Raw genomic sequence first — 21,305 nt, 5'->3', positions numbered from 1 at the left:
GCTCAGGCCCCCGGGCTCAGGCGCGCTGCCGCTTCCGGGCGTACATCGCCGCGTCCGCGCGCGCCAGCAGGTCGCGCACGGGCTCGTCGCCCTGCGCCTGCGCCGTCCCGTGGGACCAGGTGGGGTCGTCGGCCCGTCGCCGCTCCCCCGCGTCGCGCACCCAGTCCTCGGCCGCCGCCGCGTCCCGGCCCGCGAGCACCACCACGAACTCGTCCCCGCCGAGCCGCCCGATCGCGTCGTGGCGGTCCAGCCCGGCGCGCCAGCCCGCCACCAACGACACCAGCACCGTGTCACCGGCCTGGTGCCCGCGCGTGTCGTTCACGCGCTTGAAGTCGTCGACGTCCAGGCACACCACGCTCGCCGGACGGCCGTGCCGGGCCGCGTCCCGGACCACCCGACCCACCTCCTCCTCGAACGCGGTCCGCCCGAGGGCGCCGGTGAGGTCGTCGGTCGTCGCGATCACCCGCAGCCGGGTGACCAGGTACGTCACCAGCGAGCTCATCGCGACCGTCGTCGCCGCCAGCACCAGCCACGACAGCGGGTGGAACGGCACCGGCGAGGCGAGCATCCCGGCCGCGAGTGTGACCAGCACCAGGGCCAGCGCCCGCCGCACCGTCCGGTAGCCGCCCAGCAGCGCCGCCGCCTGACCCGCGACGACCAGGCCGAGGCTCGTCGTCACCACCCCGACCTCGGTCCGGCAAGCTCGCGACCAGCACGCCGCCGACCAGCACCGCGACGACGAGCGCGACCAGCGACGCCCACGGCCGGTGCCTGACGAGCAGCACACCCCCGGCGAGCAGCGCCAGGACCGCCGCCGCGCCGTACCAGACCCCGACCAGGGCGACCCGCGACGGCGGCCACACCGCGCTCATCAGGCAGAGCACCGCGCACAGCGCCAGCGCCGCCGCGGAGTGGGTCGCACCGAGCAGCAGGCGCGCACCGGCGCCGCCGGACGTCGGGCGCGCGCTCACGTCCCGTCCATCGGCCGGTCGGGGGCCGTGCTGACGCCACGACGCCGCGGGTCGCCCGTTCGGGCTACCCGCGGCGTCCGGTGCGCGGTGCGCGTGCGGCGCTGTGCGGTGACGTGCGCGTCAGTCGACGGGGCGCAGCGTCCGCCAGCCGCGGTCCCGTGCGGCGGCGGCGGCCAGGATCCCGACCACCGCGCTCGGGCTGTGCAGCTGCCCGGCGAGGACGGCCTCGACCGCCTCGTCCAGCGGCACCCACAGCGGGACCATCGTGGCCTCCTCGTCCTCGCGGGCGAACCGCTCGGCCTCGGGGACCTCGACCACGTCGCGCGCGAGGTAGACGAGGATCTCCTCGTCCGAGCCGCCGGGCGAGGTGTGGAACTCGGCGAGCAGGTGCCAGGTGGCCGCGCGCAGGTCGGCCTCCTCGGCGAGCTCGCGGGCCGCGGTGAGGTACGGCGGCTCGCCGTCGACGTCCCGCAGCCCGGCGGGCGGCTCCCAGAGCTCGCGCCGCACCGGGTGCCGGTACTGCTGCAGGAGCAGCACGCGGTCCTGGGCGTCGAGCACGAGCACCGCGACCGCGCCGGGGTGGTCGACGAACTCGCGGACCACCTGCGACTCGCCCAGGTCGACGGTCTCCGAGACGAGGTCCCAGATCTTGCCGTGGTGCAGGTCGGTGTGCGCCAGGACGGGCCGCGGGGCGGGCCGGTCGACCGGCCCGCCCCGCGGCGTCTGCCCCGCGTCGGTCACGCCTTCGCCTTCGCGCCCGACCGCGCCGGCGCGGCGGACCGTGCGGCGAGCGCCGCGGCGATCAGGCCGGCGAACAGCGGGTGGGCGCGGGTCGGACGGGACTTGAACTCCGGGTGCGCCTGCGTGGAGACGTAGTACGGGTGCACGTCGCGCGGCAGCTCGACGAACTCCACCAGCGACGAGTCGGGCGAGACGCCCGAGATCACCAGGCCGGCGGCCTCGAGCTGCTCGCGGTAGGCGTTGTTCACCTCGTACCGGTGCCGGTGCCGCTCGGTGACCCGGGTCGACCCGTACGCCTCGGCGGCGACCGAGCCCTCGGTCAGCACCGCCTCGTACGAGCCGAGCCGCATCGTGCCGCCGAGGTCGCCCTCGCCGCCGACGATCGCCAGCTGCTCGGCCATCGTCGCGACGACGGGGTGCGCCGGGTCGGTGTCGAACTCCGAGGAGGACGCCCCGTCCAGGCCGAGCACGTTGCGGGCGTACTCGATGACCATGGTCTGCAGGCCGAGGCAGATGCCGAGCGTCGGCACCTTCGACTCGCGCGCCCAGCGCAGGGCGCCGAGCTTGCCCTCGATGCCGCGCACGCCGAAGCCACCGGGCACGAGCACGGCGTCGACCCCGCCGAGCGCGCGCTTCGCGCCCTCGGGGGTCTGGCACTCGTCGGACGGCACCCAGCGGATCTTCACCTTCGCGTCGTTGTGGAACCCGCCGGCGCGCAGCGCCTCGGTCACCGACAGGTAGGCGTCGGGCAGGTCGATGTACTTGCCGACCAGGGCGACCTCGACGTGGTGCGCGGGCTGGTGCACGCGCTGCAGCAGGTCGTCCCAGCCGCTCCAGTCCACGTCGCGGAACTGCAGGCCGAGGCGCTGCACGACGTACGCGTCCAGGCCCTCGGCGTGGATGACGCGGGGGATGTCGTAGATCGACGGCGCGTCGATGCAGGAGATGACGCCCTGGGTGTCGACGTCGCACATCAGCGCGATCTTCGACTTGATGGACGCCGGGATCTCGCGGTCCGAGCGCAGCACGATGGCGTCGGGCTGGATGCCGATGCTGCGCAGCGCGGCGACGGAGTGCTGGGTCGGCTTGGTCTTGAGCTCACCGGACGGGCCGATGTACGGCACCAGCGACACGTGCAGGAAGAACACGTTGTCGCGGCCCAGCTCGTGACGGACCTGGCGGGCCGCCTCGAGGAACGGCTGCGACTCGATGTCGCCGACCGTGCCGCCGATCTCGGTGATGATGATGTCGACGTCGTCGGCCGCCTGCGACCGCATGCGGGACTTGATCTCGTCGGTGATGTGCGGGATCACCTGCACCGTGTCGCCGAGGTACTCGCCGCGCCGCTCCTTCGCGATGACGTGCGAGTAGACCTGACCGGTCGTCACGTTCGCGGAGCCGACCAGGTCGACGTCGAGGAACCGCTCGTAGTGCCCCACGTCCAGGTCGGTCTCGGCGCCGTCCTCGGTGACGAAGACCTCACCGTGCTGGAACGGGTTCATCGTGCCGGGGTCGACATTGAGGTAGGGGTCGAGCTTCTGCATGGTCACCCGCAGACCGCGGGACCGCAGGAGTCGTCCCAGGCTGGAGGCGGTCAGGCCCTTGCCCAGTGAGGAGGCGACGCCTCCCGTGACGAAGATGTGCCGGGTCGTGGAATCCGACCGCCCGGAGAGTCGATTTGCGCGCTCTGCCACGGGCTTCCACTGTACCGGACGCGGAGCCGGTGTGCGTCACCTCCGCGCGGACACGCCTGCGCCCGCGCTCCGGTCAGGCGGTGTAGACCACCCGGAGCTGGTCCAGGACGTCGGGCAGCGTCGGCAGCTCCGCCGCCCGCACCCGCGCGGCCGCCCGCAGGTCCGCGCGCCGGGCGTCGTCGGCCAGCACCCCCGCGACCGCGGTCCCCAGGGCGTCCGCGTCCCCGACCGGCACCAGCACCGCCGCCTCCGCGGTCACCTCGCGGGTCCCACCGGCGTCGGTCGCCACGACGGCCGCACCGAGCGCCAGCGCCTCCTGCACGGCCAGCGGCTGCCCCTCCCACACCGCGGCGGAGGCCACGACGTCGGCCGCGGCCATCAGGTCCGCCACGTCGGCGCGGCGACCCAGCAGCCGCACCGGCGCCCCCGCCTCGGCGACACGCGCCGCGAGCTCGTCGTGCAGCGGCCCGTCCCCCGCGACCAGCCAGACCAGCGCGGGCCGGTCCCGGGCCGCACGCGCCGCGGCGGCCACGAGCGTGTCCAGGCCCTTCTGCGGCGCCAGCCGGGCGACGGTCACCACCAGGTCCGCGTCGGCCGCGAGCCCGAGGGCGGCCCGCGTCGCGGCGGGGTCGGCCGCCGACGCCGGGCGACCCGGCGCGGGCACCAGCGCGCGCTCGGCCACCCGGGCGCCCTGCGCCGCCGCGAGGGCGACCAGGTCCCCGGACACGCCGAGCACCACGTCGGCGCCGCGCGCGACCACCCGGCCGAGCACCGCCGAGACCGCGCGGATCGCGCGCCCCCCGACGGGCAGGTTGTGCAGCGTCACGACGACCCGCGCCCGACGACCGGGCCGGGACCGCACCGCGAGCACCGTCAACGCCCCCGCCCGCAGTCCGTGGGCGTGCACGGCGTCGGCGTCCCGCGCGAGCGCGGCGATCCGGGCGACCGCCCGCAGGTCGGACGCGTGCGGCCGGTCGGCGATCTCCACCGGCGCGAACCGCACCCCGTCCGGCACGCCACGGCCCGGCGCGACGACGTCCGCGAGCCCGGACGGGCCGGCGACGACGACCCGGTCCCCCGCGGCGGCCAGGGCAGCGGCGACCTGCTCCACGTGCCGGGCGACGCCGCCCGCGCTGGAGCCGAGCACCTGCAGCACGCGTCGTCCGGTCATCGGTCGTCCTCCTGGCGGGGTCGGTCGGGGGCGGCGAGCGGGGTGGCGGGCGGTGCGGCGGGGCCCGGGTCCGTGCCTGGTACCGCGGCGTCGGGGGCCGGGATCCCCGCGGCCGGGGTCCCGACCGCCGGCGTGCCCGGGGCCGGTCCCCCGCGCCGCAGCAGCCCGGTCACCGTAGAGCGGTCGAGCAGCGCGACGAGCGCCACCACGACCGCCACCACCAGTGCGGCACCGCCCGCGGCCGCCGCGACGGCACCGGCGATGCCGTCGGTCAGCGCCTGCACGGCGTCGACGGTCCACCGGCCGGCGACGGCGGCGAGCCCGCCGGCCACGAGCACCACCGCGAGCGTGCGCGGCAGCCCGGCGACGGACTCCCGCCCGGCGGCGGACCGCAGCACCAGCACCAGCGCGACCCCCGCGACGAGCATGCCGACCGTGTTGCCGATCGCGAGCGCGCGCAGCGTCGCCCCGCCGTCGTCGGCCCCCGGCACGAGCACCGCGCACGCCGTCCAGGACGCCGCCACGACCGTCACCCAGCCGGCGCTCGCCGCGAGCACGGCGAGGCGGCCGCGCTCGAGGGCGTAGAGCGCGCGCGAGACGTGGAACACCAGCCCGAAGCCCAGCAGCCCGGGGGCGACCAGCGTCAGCGCCGGCGCGACGGCGTCGATGACCTCGGTGTCGCCGCGACCGATCAGGCGGAACACCGTGGTCGCGGCGGGCGCGACGGCCGCGAGCATCGCCGCGCCGACCGCCCCCGCGACCAGGACCGCGCGGGTGGTGACCGCGGCGAGCGGTGCGTACCCGGCGCGGCCGTCGCGCTGCGCCGCCGCCGCGAGCCGCGGGAACGTGCTGGTCGCGAGCGGCACGGCGAGCACCGCGTACGGCAGCAGGTACGTGGGCTGGACCAGGGTCTGCCACGCGGTCAGCGTGCCCTTGCCGCCGTAGGTGCGCGCCAGGGTGATCGTCACGAGCACCGCGAGCTGCTGCGCGACCAGCGCGCCGATGCCGGCGAGCGCGAGGCCGCGGGCCCGCGCCGCCACGCCGGGCGGGAACCGCCACGCGGGCCGCAGCCGGACGCCGGACCGGTGCACCGGGACCAGCAGCGGGAGGCCCATCGCCGCGACCCCGGCGGTCGTGCCCCAGGCCAGCAGGGCGGCGGCCCCGGGGGGCAGCAGCGCCCCTGCCCCCGCGTCCGGTGCGTCGCCCAGCAGGCGGCCGTACCCGGCGTAGGTGGCGATCACGACGAGGCTGGACAGCACCGGGGCGAACGCGGGCCAGAAGAACCGGCGCTGCGCCTGGAGCACGCCCGACAGCACCACGGCCAGGCCGTACAGCGGCAGCTGGACCGCGAACACGCGGACGAAGAACACGATCAGGTCCCGCTCGGCCGCGGAGTCCGCCCGGGCGAGCACGGCGAGCGGCTCGGCGGCGGCGGCCAGCACGACCGCGATCAGCGTCAGCCCGGCGAGCGTCCAGCCGAGCATCGCCGACGCGATCCGGGACACGTCCTCGCGCATCCCCCGCGCGATCGGCCCGGCGATCACCGGGATCAGCGCCCCCGCCAGCGCGCCGCCCGCGGCCACCTCGAACAGCACGTTCGGCAGGGTGTTCGCCCAGTTGTACGCGTCGCCGACGGTGGTGACGCCGACCGCGTTGGTGAAGACCAGCGTGCGGCCGAAGCCGAGCAGCCGGCTGACGACCGTCACCACGGCGATGAGGGCGGCGGCGCCCGCCAGACCGGACAGGACGCCCCGGCGGCTCACCGCGCGGGCACCTCGGCCGCGCCCGGCCCTGGGTCGGCGTCGGGGTCCGGGTCGCGGTCCGCCGCGGGCCCGGGCGGGACGTGCGCCGGGCGGCGGCCCCACGCGTCGATCTCCCGCAGCACCGGGGTACGCGCGATGACCGCGGTGAAGCTGACCTTCTCCGACGCCACGGTCAGCGCCACGACGCCGGCCAGCAGCGCGAGCCGCACCGGCCGCGGGCACGCCTGCACGGCGACGGTGCCGAGCACCGCGCCGACGGCGTTCGCCCCGGAGTCGCCGAGCATGTCGCGCTCCGCCAGGTCGTCGGGCAGCTCCGCCACGACGGCGCCGAGCACCGCGGCCGCGGTCCCGCCGCCGCGGCCGCCGAGCACGCCCGCGGGGGCGGCGGCGAGGGCCGCGGCCTTCAGCGCGCGCCCGGGCCGCAGGTCGAGCAGGTTCACCAGGTTCGCGGACGCGGCGACCAGCGCACCGTCCGCCGCGACGTCGGCGAGCCGCACGAGGGCGGCGCCGCCCCGACCGGCCGGCAACCGGTCGTGCGGCCGGCTCAGCGCGGCGGCGACGAGCGCGCCCGCGCCGATGCCCAGCACCTTCAGCCCGCCGGTCGTGACCTCGCCGCGGGCCAGCGCACCGAGGTGGCCGCGCAGGCCCTTGCGCACGGTGCCCTCGCGGTCCTCGGTCAGGTCGTCGACCAGCCCGAACGCGGTGGCCGACGTGGTCGCCACCGCCAGCGCGGCGGCGTCCCGGCCCGAGGGCGACCCCACGAGGCCGCCGGCGAGCACGCCCGCGGCCACGGCCGGGCCGCCGAGCATGCTGACCGGCTCGCCCCGGTGGTTCGTGCGCTCCCAGAGGCGCGCGCCACCCGGGGGCTCGTCGTCGAGCAGACCGCGCACGACCGTGGTGGTCAGCCGCGCGGTGACCGCGGCGGCGACGCGACGTCCGACGCTCATCCCTCGGCCCCGGCCTCGCCCCCGTCACCGGCGGCGCCGTCCACGGTGCCGTCGGTGCTCGGGTCCACCACGTCGCCGGTCGAGGCGGGCGTGCGGTCCACGGGCGGCAACGTCGTGGTGGTCGGCAGCGTGGTGAGGTCCTCGCCGTAGCCGTAGTGGCCGTTGGTGCCGCCGATCCGCGCGTTCAGCGCGAGGGGGACCGACACCTGGCCGGCGATCGCGTCGGCGCCGCTGACGGTGGTGACCGCGGCCGCCGCGTCCTCGTCGGCGCGGATCGCGGCGACGAGCGTGCCCTCGGTCGCGGGGCCGTCGACGACCACCGCGCCCTCGGACCGGCTCTGCGCGACGCGGGCCAGGGCGATCTGCGCGTCCAGGACGGCCTGCAGCTCGTCGGCGTCCGCGGTGGCGTCGGTGGCCACGGCGTCCGGCGCGACGGTCGGCGCCACGAGCACGACGGCGTCGGCGGGCGCGGTGATCTCCTCGCCGAACGTCACGAGCGGGCTGTCGCCCGAGGTCAGCAGCTCCAGCAGCGTGCCGGCCGCGCTGCTGAGCCGGTCGGGCTGCGCGGGGTCGGCGCCCGTCAGGCCCTGCACCAGCGCCTCGGCGAGCGAGGTGTCGACGGAGGCGTCGTCCGCGGGCTGCGGGTCCAGGTAGGACAGGATGCTGCCGGACAGCGCCTGACGGAACGTCCGCAGGTCCGTCGACGTCCACGCCTCGTCCAGCGTGACGTGCGCGCTGACCGTGGCACCGGCGTCGGTGAGCTGGCTCTCGACCGCGGTCAGCGCGTCGCCGTCCACGGCGCCCAGCGACACGACGGCCACGCGGCGGTCGGACAGGGTGCCGTCCACGAGCTCGGCCCCGGCCGCGGCGATGTACGCGTTGCTCGCCGCGAGCTCGGAGGCCTGGGTGTCCAGGTCGGTGCGCAGCGCGTCCTTCTCGGCCCGCAGCTGGTCGACCTGACCGGTGAGCGTGTCGCCGATCGTCTCCTTCAGCGGGCCGGCGCCGAGCGCGATGCCGACGGCCAGCGCCAGGAACACCGAGATGAGGGAGACGAGGTGGTAACGGAAGTCGATCACTGTGCGGACTCTCGATCGGGTGCCGACGCGAGGGCGGCACGGTCAGGGGCGGGTCGGGGCGGCACGGCCGCGGACGTCACGGCGTCCCGCCGAACAGCGACCCCAGCCAGGAGGCGAAGTCGTCCCAGCGCGCGCCGGTCAGCCCGATCAGCGTCTGCCCGGCGGTGGTCGACGCGAGCGCGACCCCCAGGGCGAGCAGACCCGCGAGGACCAGCAGCGTCAGCTGGAGGTTGGAGATCCGGTTCCGGTAGAGCCGCGACACGCCCTTGGCGTCCACGAGCTTGCTGCCGACGCGCAGCCGGGTGAGGAACGTGCTGGCCATGCCCGCGCGGCCCTTGTCCAGGAACTCGACGAGGGTGGCGTGCGTGCCGAGGGCGACGATGAGCTCGGCGCCCTTGTCGTCCGCGAGCAGCATCGCGACGTCCTCGCTGGTGCCCGTCGCGGGGAACACGATGTGCGGCACCCCGAGCTGGTCCACGCGGGCCAGGCCGGGCGCGCGCCCGTCGCGGTAGGCGTGCACGACGATCTCGGCGCCGCAGCGCAGCGCGCGGTCGGACACGGAGTCCATGTCGCCGACGATCATGTCCGGCGTCCAGCCGGCCTCGAGGATCGCGTCCGCGCCGCCGTCCACCCCGACGAGCACCGGCCGGTACTCGCGGATGTACGACCGCAGCGTGACCAGGTCCTCCTTGTAGTGGTACCCGCGCACCACGATGAGGACCTGGCGGCCGTCGATCTGCGTCGTGATGTCCGGGACGCCCACGCCGTCGAGCAGCAGGTCGCGCTCCCGGCGCAGGTAGTCCATCGTGTTGGCCGCGAACGACTCCAGCTGGACCGACAGGCCCTCGCGCGCGGCGGCCTGGTCGGTCGCCACGGTCTCGACGGTCTGGACGACGCCCTCGGCGACGAGCCGGTCGCCGTCGTGCACGGCGCCGCCCTCGATGCGCAGGGTCCGGCCCTCGCGGATCGTCATCACGTCGGGCCCGAGGTCGTCGATCAGCGGGATGCCCGCGGTCACGAGGATGTCCGGGCCGAGGTTCGGGTAGCGGCCCGACGTCGAGCGGGCGGCGTTGAGCACCGCGGCGGGTCGGCGGGCGACGAGCGCCTCGGCCGAGACCCGGTCGATGTCGACGTGGTCGATCACGGCGATCTCACCGGGCCGCAGCCGCTTGGTCAGCGTCTTGGTCCGGGGGTCGACCCGGGCGGGGCCGACGAGCTCGCCCCCGTGGGGCGCGGCGGAGCGTCTACGCGAGGGCAGGAGTTTCATCGGTGTTCATCGTGCCACGCTTCCCAGCTCCAGAAGCTCCGCGGCGTGCGCGCGCGCCGCACCGGATTCCTCCTGACCCGACAGCATCCGGGCGAGCTCGCGCACCCGGTCCTCCCCCGTGACCTCCCGGACGCCCGACGCGGTGATGGTGTCGGCGTCCCGGGACTTCGTCACGACCAGGTGCCGGTCCCCGAACGCCGCGACCTGCGCGAGGTGCGTGACCACCAGGACCTGCGAACCCCGTGCCAGCGCGGCCAGACGGCGCCCGACCTCCGTCGCGGCGCGCCCGCCCACGCCCGCGTCGACCTCGTCGAACACGAACGTCCCGGGCCGGTGCTCGCCCTGGTCCGGGGACGTCGCGAGGGCCACCTCGAGCGCCAGCATCACCCGCGACAGCTCGCCGCCCGACGCGCCCTTGCCCAGCGGGCGGGCCGGCGCCTCGGCGTGCGGGCGCAGGAGCATCTCCACGAGATCTCCACCGTGCGGGCCCAGCTCGGCCGCAGGCTCGACGCGGACCTCGAGCCGCGCGCCCGCCATCGCCAGCCCGGCGAGCTCCGCCGACACCGTCTCCGCCAGGCGCGCCCCGGCCTCCCGGCGGGTCGCGCCGATCCGCGCCGCCAGGTCGGCCAGGCGCGCGTCGAGGGCCTCCCGCTCCGCGGTCAGGGCCCCGACCTTGCCGTCCCCGTCGCCGATGTCCAGCAGCCGGCGGCCGCTCGCGTCGGCCCAGCGGAGCACCGCCTCGACGTCCTCGCCGTACGAGCGGGTCAGCGAGACCAGCTCCGCGCGGCGCGTCTGGGCGGCGTCGAGCCGCAGCGGGTCGGCCTGCAGGTCCTGGAGGTACGACGACAGCTCCAGCGCCGCGTCCGCGAGCAGGAACCCCGCCTCCGCGACCCGGTCCCGCAGCTCGGCGAGCCGCGGGTCGTGCGCGCCGCCCTGGTCCAGCAGCCGTCGGGCGTGCTCCACCGCGCCCGCCGCGCTCGCCGTGTCGTCGACCGCGTCCTCGTCGCCGACCAGCGCGGTGTGCGCCCCCGACGCCGCCGACCGCAGGTCCTCCGCGTGCTCCAGCCGCTCGATCTCCCGGCCGAGCTCGACGTCCTCCCCCGGCTGCGGGTCTACCCGCTCGACCTCGGCCAGCCCGAGGCGCAGCAGCTCGGCCTCACGGGCCAGGTCCTGCCGGCGCGCCGTCAGGTCGTCGATGGTCGCCTGCAGCCGGGCGCGCTCGCCCCAGGCGTCGCGGTACTCCGCGAGCAGCCCGGCGTGCGCCGCACCGGCGAACTCGTCCAGGGCCTCGCGCTGGTGCGCGGGCGACCGGAGCCGCGCCTGGTCCTGCTGGCCGTGCACGGTGATGAGCTGCTCGGCGAGGTCCCCGAGCACCGCCTGCGGCACCGACCGCCCGCCCAGGTGCGCGCGTGAACGCCCCGGTGACCCGTCCGTCGCGGCCGCGACCGTCCGCAGCAGCACGAGCCCGCCGTCGTCGTCGACCGACGCGCCCGCCTCCTCCGCCCGCGCCCGCACCGGCGAGCCCTCCGGCACCACCACGCGGCCCTCGACGACCGCCGAGCCCGCGCCGGTGCGCACCGTCGCCGGGTCCGCCTTGCCGCCGAGCAGCAGGTTCAGCCCCGTCAGCACCATCGTCTTGCCTGCGCCGGTCTCCCCCGTCAGCACCGTCAGCCCCGGGTGCAGCCGGATCTGCGCGCTGGTGATGACGCCCAGGTCGCTGATCGTGATCTCCTCGAACACGCCCGTCAGCTCCCGTCCGCCTCGTCGACCGGCTCGCGCCCGAGCCGGTTGTCCTGCGCCTTGCCCCGCCAGCCCACCACGGGCAGCCGGAACTTGTTCACCAGCCGGTCCGTGAACGGCGCCGGGGTCAGCCGTGCCAGCCTGACGGGCACCGGCGACCGGCGCACCTCGACCCGCGAGCCCGCGGGCACCTCGATCCGCCGCCGGCCGTCGCAGACCAGGATCGCCGCGGACGGGGACCGGGTCAGCACCTCGACGGCCACCACGCTGCGCGGACCCACCACCAGCGGCCGGGCGAACAGCGCGTGCGCGGACAGCGGCACCACGATCAGGCTGTCGACCTCCGGCCACACCACCGGCCCGCCCGCCGAGAACGCGTGGGCGGTCGAGCCCGTGGACGTCGCCAGCACGACCCCGTCGCAGCCGAAGCTCGACAGCGGCCGGTCGTCGACCTCGATGACCACCTCGACCATCTTCGCCGGCTCGGCCTTCTCCAGCGCCGCCTCGTTCAGCGCCCAGCCCGTCAGCGGGTCGCGCCGCCCGGGCACCTGGACCTGGACCTGGAGGGTCGTGCGCTCCTCGACCGTGTAGTCGCCCGCCGCGATCCGGCGCACCGCCTCGTGGATGTCGTCGCGCTCGCTCTCCGCGAGGAACCCCACGTGCCCGAGGTTGATCCCCAGCAGCGGAACCCCCGCGCCGCGCGCCAGCTCGGCGGCGCGCAGGATCGTCCCGTCGCCACCCAGGATCATCGCGAGCTCGATGTCGTGGAACGCCATGCCGGGGACGTCCTCGCCCGCGAGCACCGGCGTGAAGCCCGCCGCGGTCAGCGCCGCCACGGCCTCCTCGGCCGCCGTCACCGCCTCGGCCCGTCCGCTGTGCGTGACGACCAGGACCCGCCTGCTGCTCATCTGCCTGCACCCTCCACGTCGGTGACCGCTGCCCGTACCCGGGCGACGAGGTCGTCGCCGGCGGCGGGTGTCCCGCGGCGCAGCCACAGGAAGTACTCCACGTTGCCGGTCGGACCCGGCAACGGGCTGCGCGCCACGCCGACGACCACCAGCCCGTGCTGCTGCGCGACGGTCGCGACCCCGAGCACCGCCTCCTGCCGCTGCTCCACCGACCGCACCACCCCGGTCGAGCCCAGCCGCTCCCGGCCGACCTCGAACTGCGGCTTGACCATGAGGACCAGGTCCGCGTCCGGCGCGGCCACGGCGGCCAGCGCCGGCACCACCAGCGTGAGCGAGATGAACGACAGGTCCGCGACCACCAGACCCGGCGCCGGGTCCACGTCGCCCGCCGCCAGGTGCCGCACGTTCACGCCCTCGCGGACCTCGACCCGGGGTTCGTCGCGCAGCCGCTGCACCATCTGGTCGTGGCCCACGTCGACGGCGACCACGTGCGCGGCACCCCGCCGCAGCAGCACGTCGGTGAACCCACCTGTGCTGGCGCCGGCGTCCAGGCAGTCACGCCCCTCGACCCGGACCCCGTCGAACACCTCGAGCGCACCCAGGAGCTTGTGCGCCGCGCGGGACGCCCAGTCGTCGTCCGACGGGTCGGGTGCGACCTGCAGCCGGTCCCCCTCGTCCACGGGTGTCGCCGGACGGCGCACCGGGCGGCCCTCGACGGTCACCCGGCCCGCCGCGACCAGCTCGGCGGCGTGCCTGCGGGACCGCGCCAGGCCGTCCCGCACGAGAGCCGCGTCGACGCGCGTCGGCACGCGCCTCAGCCCTCCGCGTCGGCGAGGCGGTCCTGCAGGGCCGCGTGCACGGCGTCGAACACGGCCAGCTGCTCGCGCAGCCCCAGCTCGGTGACCTCCGTCAGACGCACCAGCGTCTGGTCGACCGCCTGGTCACCCGTCGGCTCCACGACACCCTGCTCCCTCCACCGCCACCCGGCGGTCCGCTCGTGCTCGGACGCGGGTGGGTCACGACGCGTGCGACCACGCCGTGACCCCGCCCGATGCTCCTGCTGCCCCCGTGCTGGCGGACAGGTTACCGGCCCGTGCCGCCGACGGCGTCGCCCTCGCCGGTGACGACCAGGTCCGGCACCGACGCCGGGTCGAGCTCCTCGCCGGCGTCCACCGACGCCCACGCCGCCGCGCACGCCGCACGGACCAGGTCGACCGAGGTCGGCCCCGGGCCCGCGAGCTCCAGCCGGCCCGCGGACACCCGCGCCGCCGCGGACCCGCACGTCCACCAGCCCTGCGCGCCGGCCTCCGGGGCCGGGTGCGGCACCAGCAGGCCGCCGAGGTCGGCGGCGATGTAGTGCGGCCGCAGACCGGGCGCGGCGAGCACGTCGTCGCGGGCCGTGCTCACGCCGGTCAGGACGTGCAGCCCGTCGAACCCGCCCGTGCGCGCCCCCGCGAGGTCCGTGTCCAGCCGGTCGCCGACGACGAGCGCCTCGCGGGCACCCGCCCGCTCGACGGCGATCTCGTACATCGTCGACGCGGGCTTGCCCGCGCTGTCCGGCACCACCCCGGTCGCCGCGACGACCGTGCCGACGAGCGCCCCGTTGCCCGGAGCGAACCCCCGGGCCGTGGGCAGGCTCTGGTCGAGGTTGCTCGCCACGAACCACGCGCCACCCGCGACCGCGTACGCGGCCTCCGCGAGCTGCGCCCAGCCGAGGTCCGGGGAGAAGCCCTGCGCGACCGCGTCCGGCTGCTCGTCCGCCGAGGTCACCACCGTGAACCCCGCGGCCCGCACCGCCGTCACCAGGCCCGCGCCGCCGACGACGAGCACCTTCGCGCCCGGCTGCAGCCGCGTGCCGAGGAGCGCCGCCGCCGCCTGCGCGGCCGTGAGCACGTCGGCGGGCTGCGTCGGGATGTCCAGCGACGTCAGCTGGTCCGCGACCGACTCCGGCTCCCGCGACGCGTTGTTGGTGACGAACACCAGCCGCATCCCCGCCGCGCGCGCCCCGGCGAGACCCGCCGCGGCACCGTCGATCGGCTCGTGGCCGCGGTAGGCCACGCCGTCCAGGTCCACGAGGGCGAGGTCGTAGCGCTCGGCCAGCGGGATGTCGCTGCCGAGCAGTCGTGCGTCCGTCACTCGTCCTCCGTGTCCTGGGCGCCCGCGGGCGCGTCGTCGGTATCGGGCTCGGCGTCGGGCTCGGCGTCGGCTGGCTCGACCGGGTCGTGGGTGTCGAGGTCCGACGCGTCGCCCTCGTCCAGGTCGTCAGCGTCGTCCTCGTCGGCCAGGTCGAACACGACCACGTCCTCGTCGTCCACCGGCCCCACGACCTGCGCGAGCAGCGCCGGCGGGACCGCGGCCACCGCGGCGTCGGCCTCGTCGACCCGCCCCGCGGCGCGCAACGCGTCGGACCGGGCCTGCGCGACGCGCGCGGCGAGCACCGTCTTCACGGGACCGTCCGCGACGCCGGCGAGCACCGCGACCGCCGCGTCCGGGTCGCCCATGTCGAGGCGCGCCCCGCTGACCACGATCGCGAGCTCGACGCGCGTCTCCGCGCTGATGCCCTCGGCCTCCTCGGACGCGGCGAGCGCGATCGCCCGCTCCGGCCGGCCGAGACCGCGCTCGCAGTCGGCCATGACGGCCAGGTGCTCCGACGAGCCGTTCAGCCGGCGGACGGTCCGCAGCTCGCGCAGCGCCTCCGCGAACCGACCCGTGCGGTACGCCGCCAACCCGGCAGCCTCCCGCACCACGTCCACGCGACCACCCCGCCGCACCGCGGCCTGGGCGTGCGCGTAGGCGAGCTCGGGCTCGTCCTCCAGCAGGCGCCCGGCCATCACCAGGTGCCGACCGACCACGCCGGCGTTGTCCTTGCTCAGCGTCCGGAGCCGAGCACGGACGTCGCGGTCGAGCTCGCTGAACTCGACGTCTTCCGGGATGTACGGACCCTGGTCGCGGAACTCCTGGGGCGGTCGGCTCTCGCGACGCTCGTCGCCCAGCTCGCGCCGGGCACCACGCGGCAGGGGCCGACGCGAGGCGTCCTGCCCGCCGCGGGCGTCGCGCTGCCGGTCGTCGCGGGGACGCACCTCGCGGGGCCGGTCCTCGCGGGGCCGACCATCGCGCTGGCGGTCGTCACGCGGCCGGTCGTCACGCGGCCGGTCGTCACGGCGGAACCCGCCCGCCCGCTCGACCCGCTGCCCACCGCGGTCGTCGCGGAACCCGCCGGAACGCTCACCCGAGAAGCCCCCCGACCGCTCGTCGCGCCGGAACGCCGGACGGTCACCGGAGTCGCGGCGCGGTCCACGGTCCTGCCACGGCCCGCGCGCCCGGTCGTCGCCGGCGGGACGCCCGAACCCGCCGCGGTCGCCGTCACGGCGGTCCCCACGGGAACCGCCCCGCTCGGGACGACCCCCGTCGGCACCGCGGTAGCCGCCGCGCTGCTCGTCGCGTCCGCCGTCACGCGGAGCCCGGAAGCCGTCACGCTGCGGACGGTCCTCACGCTGAGCGCGATCGGGCCGCCCCCCGCGATCGTCAGGTCGCCCGCCGGCACGGTAGCCACCCCGGTCGTCACGACCCGCACGGTCGTCGGGACGCCCACCGGCACGGAAGCCCCCACGCTCGTCGGGACGACCACCCGTGCGGAACCCGCCACGGTCGTCGCGAGCACCTCGCCCGTCAGGACGGAACGCGCCGCGCTCATCCGAACGGGCCCCCGGACGGAAGCCGCCACGGTCGTCACGAGCCCCACGCTCGTCAGGGCGCCCACCGGCTCGGTACCCACCGCGCTCGTCCGGACGACCCCCGGGACGGAACCCGCCGCGGTCGTCAGGTCGGCCCCCACGCGCGTCAGGACGCCCGCCAGAGCGGAAACCACCACGGTCGTCACGACCGGACTCCGAGCGCCCGCCCCAGGACTCGCGCGGCGCGCCGGACCCGCCACGGAACGCACCCGCGCGCGAGTCGTCCCGCGGCCCGCGCCGGTCGTCGCGGTCACGGGCGGCGTACCCGCCGCGCGCGCCCGAGCTGTCCCCACGCGAGGAGCCGCGGTCGTCGCGCTCACGGGTCGGGTACCCGCCGCGTGCAGCCGAGCTGTCCCCACGCGAGGAGCCGCGGTCATCGCGAGCTGCGCCGGACCGGTAGCCGCCGCCCGCACGGTCGCCGGCCGGTCGTGCACCAGCGCCGCCGAAGCCCGGGCGCTCGGCGTTACGCTCCGGGCGCTGGGCCCCCCGGTCCCCGTAGGGCGCGCGCGCTGCCGGGGCGCTGCCCCGTGCGCTGCGGTCACCCTGCTCGTCACGGCTCGACGGTCGACCGCGCGACCCGGCCACCTTGGGCCCGCGGACCGGTCGGGCACCACCCGTCGCCGGGCGTGCGCCGTACCGTCCGACACCGCCGGACCGTCGGTCCTCGTCGCGTCCCCCGGTGCCTCGACGGCCACCGTCGTCCGCCGAACGCGTCCCGCGCTCGTCGCTGCTCATATCCAGCTTCTCCTCGTCATTTGACCACTGACCATCGTCTCATCCGCGAGCCCCTGCGCCTGCATCCCGAGCCGCCCCAGGCGCACCGGCGCCTCGATCCGCCCTGCTCCGCCGCACGTGCTGCGACGAACGTCACCGGGTGTCCTGCCCGGACCTCGGGACCGCGCAGCCCACGCAGACACCTCGAGGCGGTCCTAGCGAGGGCCACCCGCCGCCCTGGACCGGTGCCACCCCACGAGGAGCCCGCACGTCCCGAGCACGCGCGAGACCCGCGGTTCAGGCCCTCGTGCCCTCGCACGCGCGGCCAGCGACCGCTTGACCAGAGACAAGCCCGGCGAGTGGTCACGACACGCGAGTGCGCGGCGTCGCGGGCCGGCGTGTCGTGACCTCTCGTCGGGGCCCGGGGCCTGGGCCCGGGAGCAGCGAGATGCCACTCTGCGCGTCTGCTCGGGTGCCGACGCGCAGGCGCACTCTGTCATCTCGGCGCGGACTGCTGTCCGGGTGGCGGTGACGCGGACGCATGGGTGCATGAGCGCCCCCGGGTGCGGCCGATCTCGGACGTGCGGGCCCCCGTGGGCGTGTGGCGGGTGGCGAGTGGTCACGACGCGCGGGTGTGCGGAGTCGCGGGCCGGCGTGTCGTGACCTCTCGTCGGCGCCCGGGCCCCGGGGTGGCGAGATGGCAGTGCCCGGGTGTGCTCGGGTGTCGGCGTGCAGGTGAGCGCTGTCATCTCGGCGGTCGCGGCACGCGGTGTCCGGTGCCGTGGCGGGTGCGGGGACGGCGCGGGTGCATGGGTCGGGAAACACGAAGAGCCACCCCTTGCGGGGTGGCTCTTCGCGAAATGGTGTCCGGCGGCGTCCTACTCTCCCACACCCTGGCGAGTGCAGTACCATCGGCGCTGAAGGGCTTAGCTTCCGGGTTCGGAATGGGACCGGGCGTTTCCCCTTCGCTATGACCGCCGTAACTCGGTCGAACTAGCTGAGCAACGGGAGTCACCACACGGGTGTGGTGACGGTGCTCGCGGTTCGGGAACCGCACAGTGGACGCGTAGCAACAATGATGTTGTGGTGAAGTTGTCGGCTTATTAGTACCGGTCAGCTGCGAGGGTCGTTAGTCCCCTCTTCCACATCCGGCCTATCTACCCGGTGGTCTAGCCGGGAGCCTCTCACCCCTCAAGGGGGCATGGAAACCTCATCTTGAAGCAGGCTTCCCGCTTAGATGCTTTCAGCGGTTATCCCTTCCGAACGTAGCCAACCAGCCGTGCTCCTGGCGGAACAACTGGCACACCAGAGGTTCGTCCGTCCCGGTCCTCTCGTACTAGGGACAGCCCTTCTCAAGTTTCCTGCGCGCGCAGCGGATAGGGACCGAACTGTCTCACGACGTTCTAAACCCAGCTCGCGTACCGCTTTAATGGGCGAACAGCCCAACCCTTGGGACCTACTCCAGCCCCAGGATGCGACGAGCCGACATCGAGGTGCCAAACCATGCCGTCGATATGGACTCTTGGGCAAGATCAGCCTGTTATCCCCGGGGTACCTTTTATCCGTTGAGCGACGGCGCTTCCACAAGCCACCGCCGGATCACTAGTTCCGACTTTCGTCCCTGCTCGACCTGTCAGTCTCACAGTCAAGCTCCCTTGTGCACTTGCACTCGCCACCTGATTGCCAACCAGGCTGAGGGAACCTTTGAGCGCCTCCGTTACATTTTAGGAGGCAACCGCCCCAGTTAAACTACCCACCAGGCACTGTCCCTGATCCGGATTACGGACCGAGGTTAGATATCCAGAGCGACCAGAGTGGTATTTCAACGTTGACTCCACCGACACTGGCGTGCCGGCTTCACAGTCTCCCACCTATCCTACACAAGCCGCACCGAACACCAATACCAAGCTATAGTAAAGGTCCCGGGGTCTTTCCGTCCTGCTGCGCGTAACGAGCATCTTTACTCGTAGTGCAATTTCGCCGAGTTCGCGGTTGAGACAGCGGGGAAGTCGTTACGCCATTCGTGCAGGTCGGAACTTACCCGACAAGGAATTTCGCTACCTTAGGATGGTTATAGTTACCACCGCCGTTTACTGGGGCTTAAATTCTCAGCTTCGCCTTGCGGCTGACCCGTCCTCTTAACCTTCCAGCACCGGGCAGGCGTCAGTCCGTATACATCGTCTTGCGACTTCGCACGGACCTGTGTTTTTAGTAAACAGTCGCTTCCCCCTGGTCTCTGCGGCCCTCCACGCTTCCCGGGCGAACCGGTACACGCTTCAGGCCCCCCTTCTCCCGAAGTTACGGGGGCATTTTGCCGAGTTCCTTAACCACGATTCTCTCGATCGCCTTAGTATTCTCTACCTGAACACCTGAGTCGGTTTGGGGTACGGGCGGCTAGAACCTCGCGTCGAAGCTTTTCTCGGCAGCATAGGATCACCCAATCATCCAGCATACGCTGTCACCATCGGTTCTCAGGCTTGATGAGTGGCGGATTTGCCTACCACTCGCCCTACGGCCTTGGACGTGGACAACCATCGCCACGCTGGGCTACCTTCCTGCGTCACTCCTGTTAATACGCTTACCTACTACCGGATCGGGTCGCGCGCTCCTCGTAGCGGTGACTCCCGAAGGAATCGGTGCTACGACTCGGGCGCTGAGCATCACCGGGCTCGGTATGGGCGGTTCTTCGCCGGTACGGGAATATCAACCCGTTGTCCATCGACTACGCCTGTCGGCCTCGCCTTAGGTCCCGACTTACCCAGGGCGGATTAGCCTGGCCCTGGAACCCTTGTTCATTCGGCGGACGGGTTTCTCACCCGTCTTTCGCTACTCATGCCTGCATTCTCACTCGTGTAGCGTCCACCACTGGGTTACCCCGCAGCTTCACCCGCCACACGACGCTCCCCTACCCATCCACACGCCTGGACCACGAAGGCCTAGCGCAAGTGTGAATGCCACAGCTTCGGCGGTATACTTGAGCCCCGCTACATTGTCGGCGCGGAATCACTTGACCAGTGAGCTATTACGCACTCTTTCAAGGGTGGCTGCTTCTAAGCCAACCTCCTGGTTGTCTGTGCAACTCCACATCCTTTCCCACTTAGCATACGCTTAGGGGCCTTAGCTGGTGGTCTGGGCTGTTTCCCTCTCGACTACGGAGCTTATCCCCCGCAGTCTCACTGCCACGCTCTCACTTACCGGCATTCGGAGTTTGGCTAACGTCAGTAACCTGGTGGGGCCCATCGGCTATCCAGTAGCTCTACCTCCGGCAAGAAACACGTGACGCTGCACCTAAATGCATTTCGGGGAGAACCAGCTATCACGAAGTTTGATTGGCCTTTCACCCCTAACCACAGGTCATCCCCCCGGTTTTCAACCCAGGTGGGTTCGGTCCTCCACGCGGTCTTACCCGCGCTTCAACCTGCCCATGGCTAGATCACTTCGCTTCGGGTCTAGAGCACGCGACTGTGTCGCCCTATTCGGACTCGCTTTCGCTACGGCTTCCCCACACGGGTTAACCTCGCCACGTACCACTAACTCGCAGGCTCATTCTTCAAAAGGCACGCCGTCACCCCTGCTAGGGAGGCTCCGACGGATTGTAGGCACACGGTTTCAGGTACTATTTCACTCCCCTCCCGGGGTACTTTTCACCTTTCCCTCACGGTACTTGTCCGCTATCGGTCACTAGGTAGTATTTAGGCTTAGCAAGTGGTCTTGCCAGATTCACACGGGATTTCTCGGGCCCCGTGCTACTTGGGATCCCCTTCGGGAGGCCACATGATTTCGTCTACGGGGGTACCACCCTCTGTGCCGGGCCTTTCAATGCCCTTCGACTATCACGCGACTTTCTGACTCCCTGACGACTCGGCAGAATCATCTGAAAGGTCCCACAACCCCGTACACGCAACGCCTGCCGGCTTGACACGCATACGGTTTGGCCTGATCCGCTTTCGCTCGCCACTACTCACGGAATATCTCTTCCTGCCGGTACTGAGATGTTTCACTTCCCGGCGTTCCCTCCACACACCCTATATATTCAGGTGCGGGTCACACGACATGACTCGTGCGGGGTTTCCCCATTCGGACATCCTCGGATCACGGTTCGTTTGCCAACTCCCCGAGGCTTATCGCAGGCTACAACGTCCTTCTTCGGCTCCTAGTGCCAAGGCATCCACCCTGTGCCCTTAAAAACTTGACCACAAAGACATACAATAAAAGATGCTCGCGTCCACTGTGCAGTTCTCAAACAACGAACGATCCCCGACCTCACGTCAGCGCCTACCACCCCCAGCGCCCCGAAAGACACCAGCAAGCGGCGGTTCGACCGACCGACCGGACCCGTCATGAAGCAACACCCCCAAAGCGGGCTGTTCCCTCAGGACCCAACAGCGTGCCTCAGCGACCCACACCCTGCCGGCACACGAGGTTCCACCCGCTCCCGAAGGAGACGAGGTACTGACGCGCACCAGCTGCATGAGCCGCCGTAGTTGATGTTCCACCCTTGAGCACCACCCCGGACGCGTTCGGTCCAGGCATGGCCTCTGCACCCACCACGCTAAGCGGTGAGCATCAGATGCTCCTT

The 21,305-nt window shown here is 73.5% G+C and carries 14 protein-coding genes and 2 rRNA genes; all 16 read right to left on the bottom strand.

Translation table 11 applies throughout. The annotated features are described in order from the left end of the window. Nucleotides 1-16: 16 nt before the first annotated feature. The gene (locus AC1VL8_RS12495) at nucleotides 17-679 is read right to left on the bottom strand and encodes a GGDEF domain-containing protein (protein WP_483075371.1); all 663 of its coding nucleotides are present in this window, start codon (nucleotides 677-679) and stop codon (nucleotides 17-19) included. 412 nt (nucleotides 680-1,091) lie between these two features. After that, nucleotides 1,092-1,712 carry an NUDIX domain-containing protein gene (locus AC1VL8_RS12490; protein ID WP_389227934.1) on the bottom strand — a complete coding sequence of 207 codons (621 nt, stop codon included), beginning with the start codon at nucleotides 1,710-1,712 and terminating at the stop codon, nucleotides 1,092-1,094. Then, nucleotides 1,709-3,406: a CTP synthase gene (locus AC1VL8_RS12485; protein ID WP_483075370.1), complete on the bottom strand. Its 1,698-nt coding sequence runs from the start codon at nucleotides 3,404-3,406 to the stop codon at nucleotides 1,709-1,711. The genes AC1VL8_RS12490 and AC1VL8_RS12485 overlap by 4 nt, the downstream gene beginning before the upstream one ends. 73 nt (nucleotides 3,407-3,479) lie before the next feature. Beyond that, on the bottom strand, nucleotides 3,480-4,577 hold the full coding sequence (locus AC1VL8_RS12480) for a glycosyltransferase (RefSeq protein WP_483075369.1): 1,098 nt from the start codon (nucleotides 4,575-4,577) through the stop codon (nucleotides 3,480-3,482). Continuing rightward, on the bottom strand, nucleotides 4,574-6,340 hold the full coding sequence (gene murJ / locus AC1VL8_RS12475) for a murein biosynthesis integral membrane protein MurJ (RefSeq protein WP_483075368.1): 1,767 nt from the start codon (nucleotides 6,338-6,340) through the stop codon (nucleotides 4,574-4,576). The genes AC1VL8_RS12480 and murJ overlap by 4 nt, the downstream gene beginning before the upstream one ends. Further along, nucleotides 6,337-7,287 carry a hypothetical protein gene (locus AC1VL8_RS12470; RefSeq protein WP_483075367.1) on the bottom strand — a complete coding sequence of 317 codons (951 nt, stop codon included), beginning with the start codon at nucleotides 7,285-7,287 and terminating at the stop codon, nucleotides 6,337-6,339. Before AC1VL8_RS12470 ends, murJ begins: the two co-directional genes overlap by 4 nt. Further along, nucleotides 7,284-8,363: a copper transporter gene (locus tag AC1VL8_RS12465; protein WP_483075366.1), complete on the bottom strand. Its 1,080-nt coding sequence runs from the start codon at nucleotides 8,361-8,363 to the stop codon at nucleotides 7,284-7,286. The genes AC1VL8_RS12470 and AC1VL8_RS12465 overlap by 4 nt, the downstream gene beginning before the upstream one ends. Nucleotides 8,364-8,439: 76 nt before the next feature. Then, nucleotides 8,440-9,630, bottom strand: a complete 1,191-nt coding sequence (gene steA, locus AC1VL8_RS12460) for a putative cytokinetic ring protein SteA (RefSeq protein ID WP_389227914.1) — start codon at nucleotides 9,628-9,630, stop codon at nucleotides 8,440-8,442. Between the two features lie 6 nt (nucleotides 9,631-9,636). After that, a complete protein-coding gene (gene recN / locus AC1VL8_RS12455; protein ID WP_483075365.1) occupies nucleotides 9,637-11,370 on the bottom strand; it encodes a DNA repair protein RecN in 1,734 nt (577 codons plus the stop codon). A gap of 5 nt (nucleotides 11,371-11,375) precedes the next feature. Further along, complete coding sequence (locus AC1VL8_RS12450) at nucleotides 11,376-12,278, bottom strand: NAD kinase (RefSeq protein ID WP_389227908.1); 903 nt, start codon at nucleotides 12,276-12,278, stop codon at nucleotides 11,376-11,378. Continuing rightward, the gene (locus tag AC1VL8_RS12445; protein ID WP_483075364.1) at nucleotides 12,275-13,087 is read right to left on the bottom strand and encodes a TlyA family RNA methyltransferase; all 813 of its coding nucleotides are present in this window, start codon (nucleotides 13,085-13,087) and stop codon (nucleotides 12,275-12,277) included. The genes AC1VL8_RS12450 and AC1VL8_RS12445 overlap by 4 nt, the downstream gene beginning before the upstream one ends. 5 nt (nucleotides 13,088-13,092) lie before the next feature. Further along, a complete protein-coding gene (locus AC1VL8_RS12440) occupies nucleotides 13,093-13,236 on the bottom strand; it encodes a hypothetical protein (RefSeq protein ID WP_389227902.1) in 144 nt (47 codons plus the stop codon). Between the two features lie 125 nt (nucleotides 13,237-13,361). Next, complete coding sequence (locus AC1VL8_RS12435) at nucleotides 13,362-14,414, bottom strand: HAD-IIA family hydrolase (protein WP_483075363.1); 1,053 nt, start codon at nucleotides 14,412-14,414, stop codon at nucleotides 13,362-13,364. Next, on the bottom strand, nucleotides 14,411-15,358 hold the full coding sequence (locus AC1VL8_RS12430) for a hypothetical protein (protein ID WP_483075362.1): 948 nt from the start codon (nucleotides 15,356-15,358) through the stop codon (nucleotides 14,411-14,413). The genes AC1VL8_RS12435 and AC1VL8_RS12430 overlap by 4 nt, the downstream gene beginning before the upstream one ends. A gap of 2,233 nt (nucleotides 15,359-17,591) precedes the next feature. Beyond that, a 5S ribosomal RNA gene (gene rrf, locus AC1VL8_RS12425) occupies nucleotides 17,592-17,708 on the bottom strand. A gap of 101 nt (nucleotides 17,709-17,809) precedes the next feature. Then, nucleotides 17,810-20,921: ribosomal RNA gene (locus tag AC1VL8_RS12420) — 23S ribosomal RNA — on the bottom strand. Nucleotides 20,922-21,305: the final 384 nt, after the last annotated feature.

This window comes from Cellulomonas sp. KU4C (assembly GCF_056868065.1).
This window is presented reverse-complemented; position numbering and strand designations above follow the sequence as displayed.

What these genes read in the sequence shown, in the direction of transcription:
- AC1VL8_RS12470 (WP_483075367.1), bottom strand. Translation starts at nt 7,287, where the DNA reads ATGAGCGTCGGACGTCGCGTCGCCGCCGCGGTCACCGCGCGGCTGACC.
- steA (WP_389227914.1), bottom strand. Translation starts at nt 9,630, where the DNA reads ATGAAACTCCTGCCCTCGCGTAGACGCTCCGCCGCGCCCCACGGGGGC.
- AC1VL8_RS12450 (WP_389227908.1), bottom strand. Translation starts at nt 12,278, where the DNA reads ATGAGCAGCAGGCGGGTCCTGGTCGTCACGCACAGCGGACGGGCCGAG.
- AC1VL8_RS12480 (WP_483075369.1), bottom strand. Translation starts at nt 4,577, where the DNA reads ATGACCGGACGACGCGTGCTGCAGGTGCTCGGCTCCAGCGCGGGCGGC.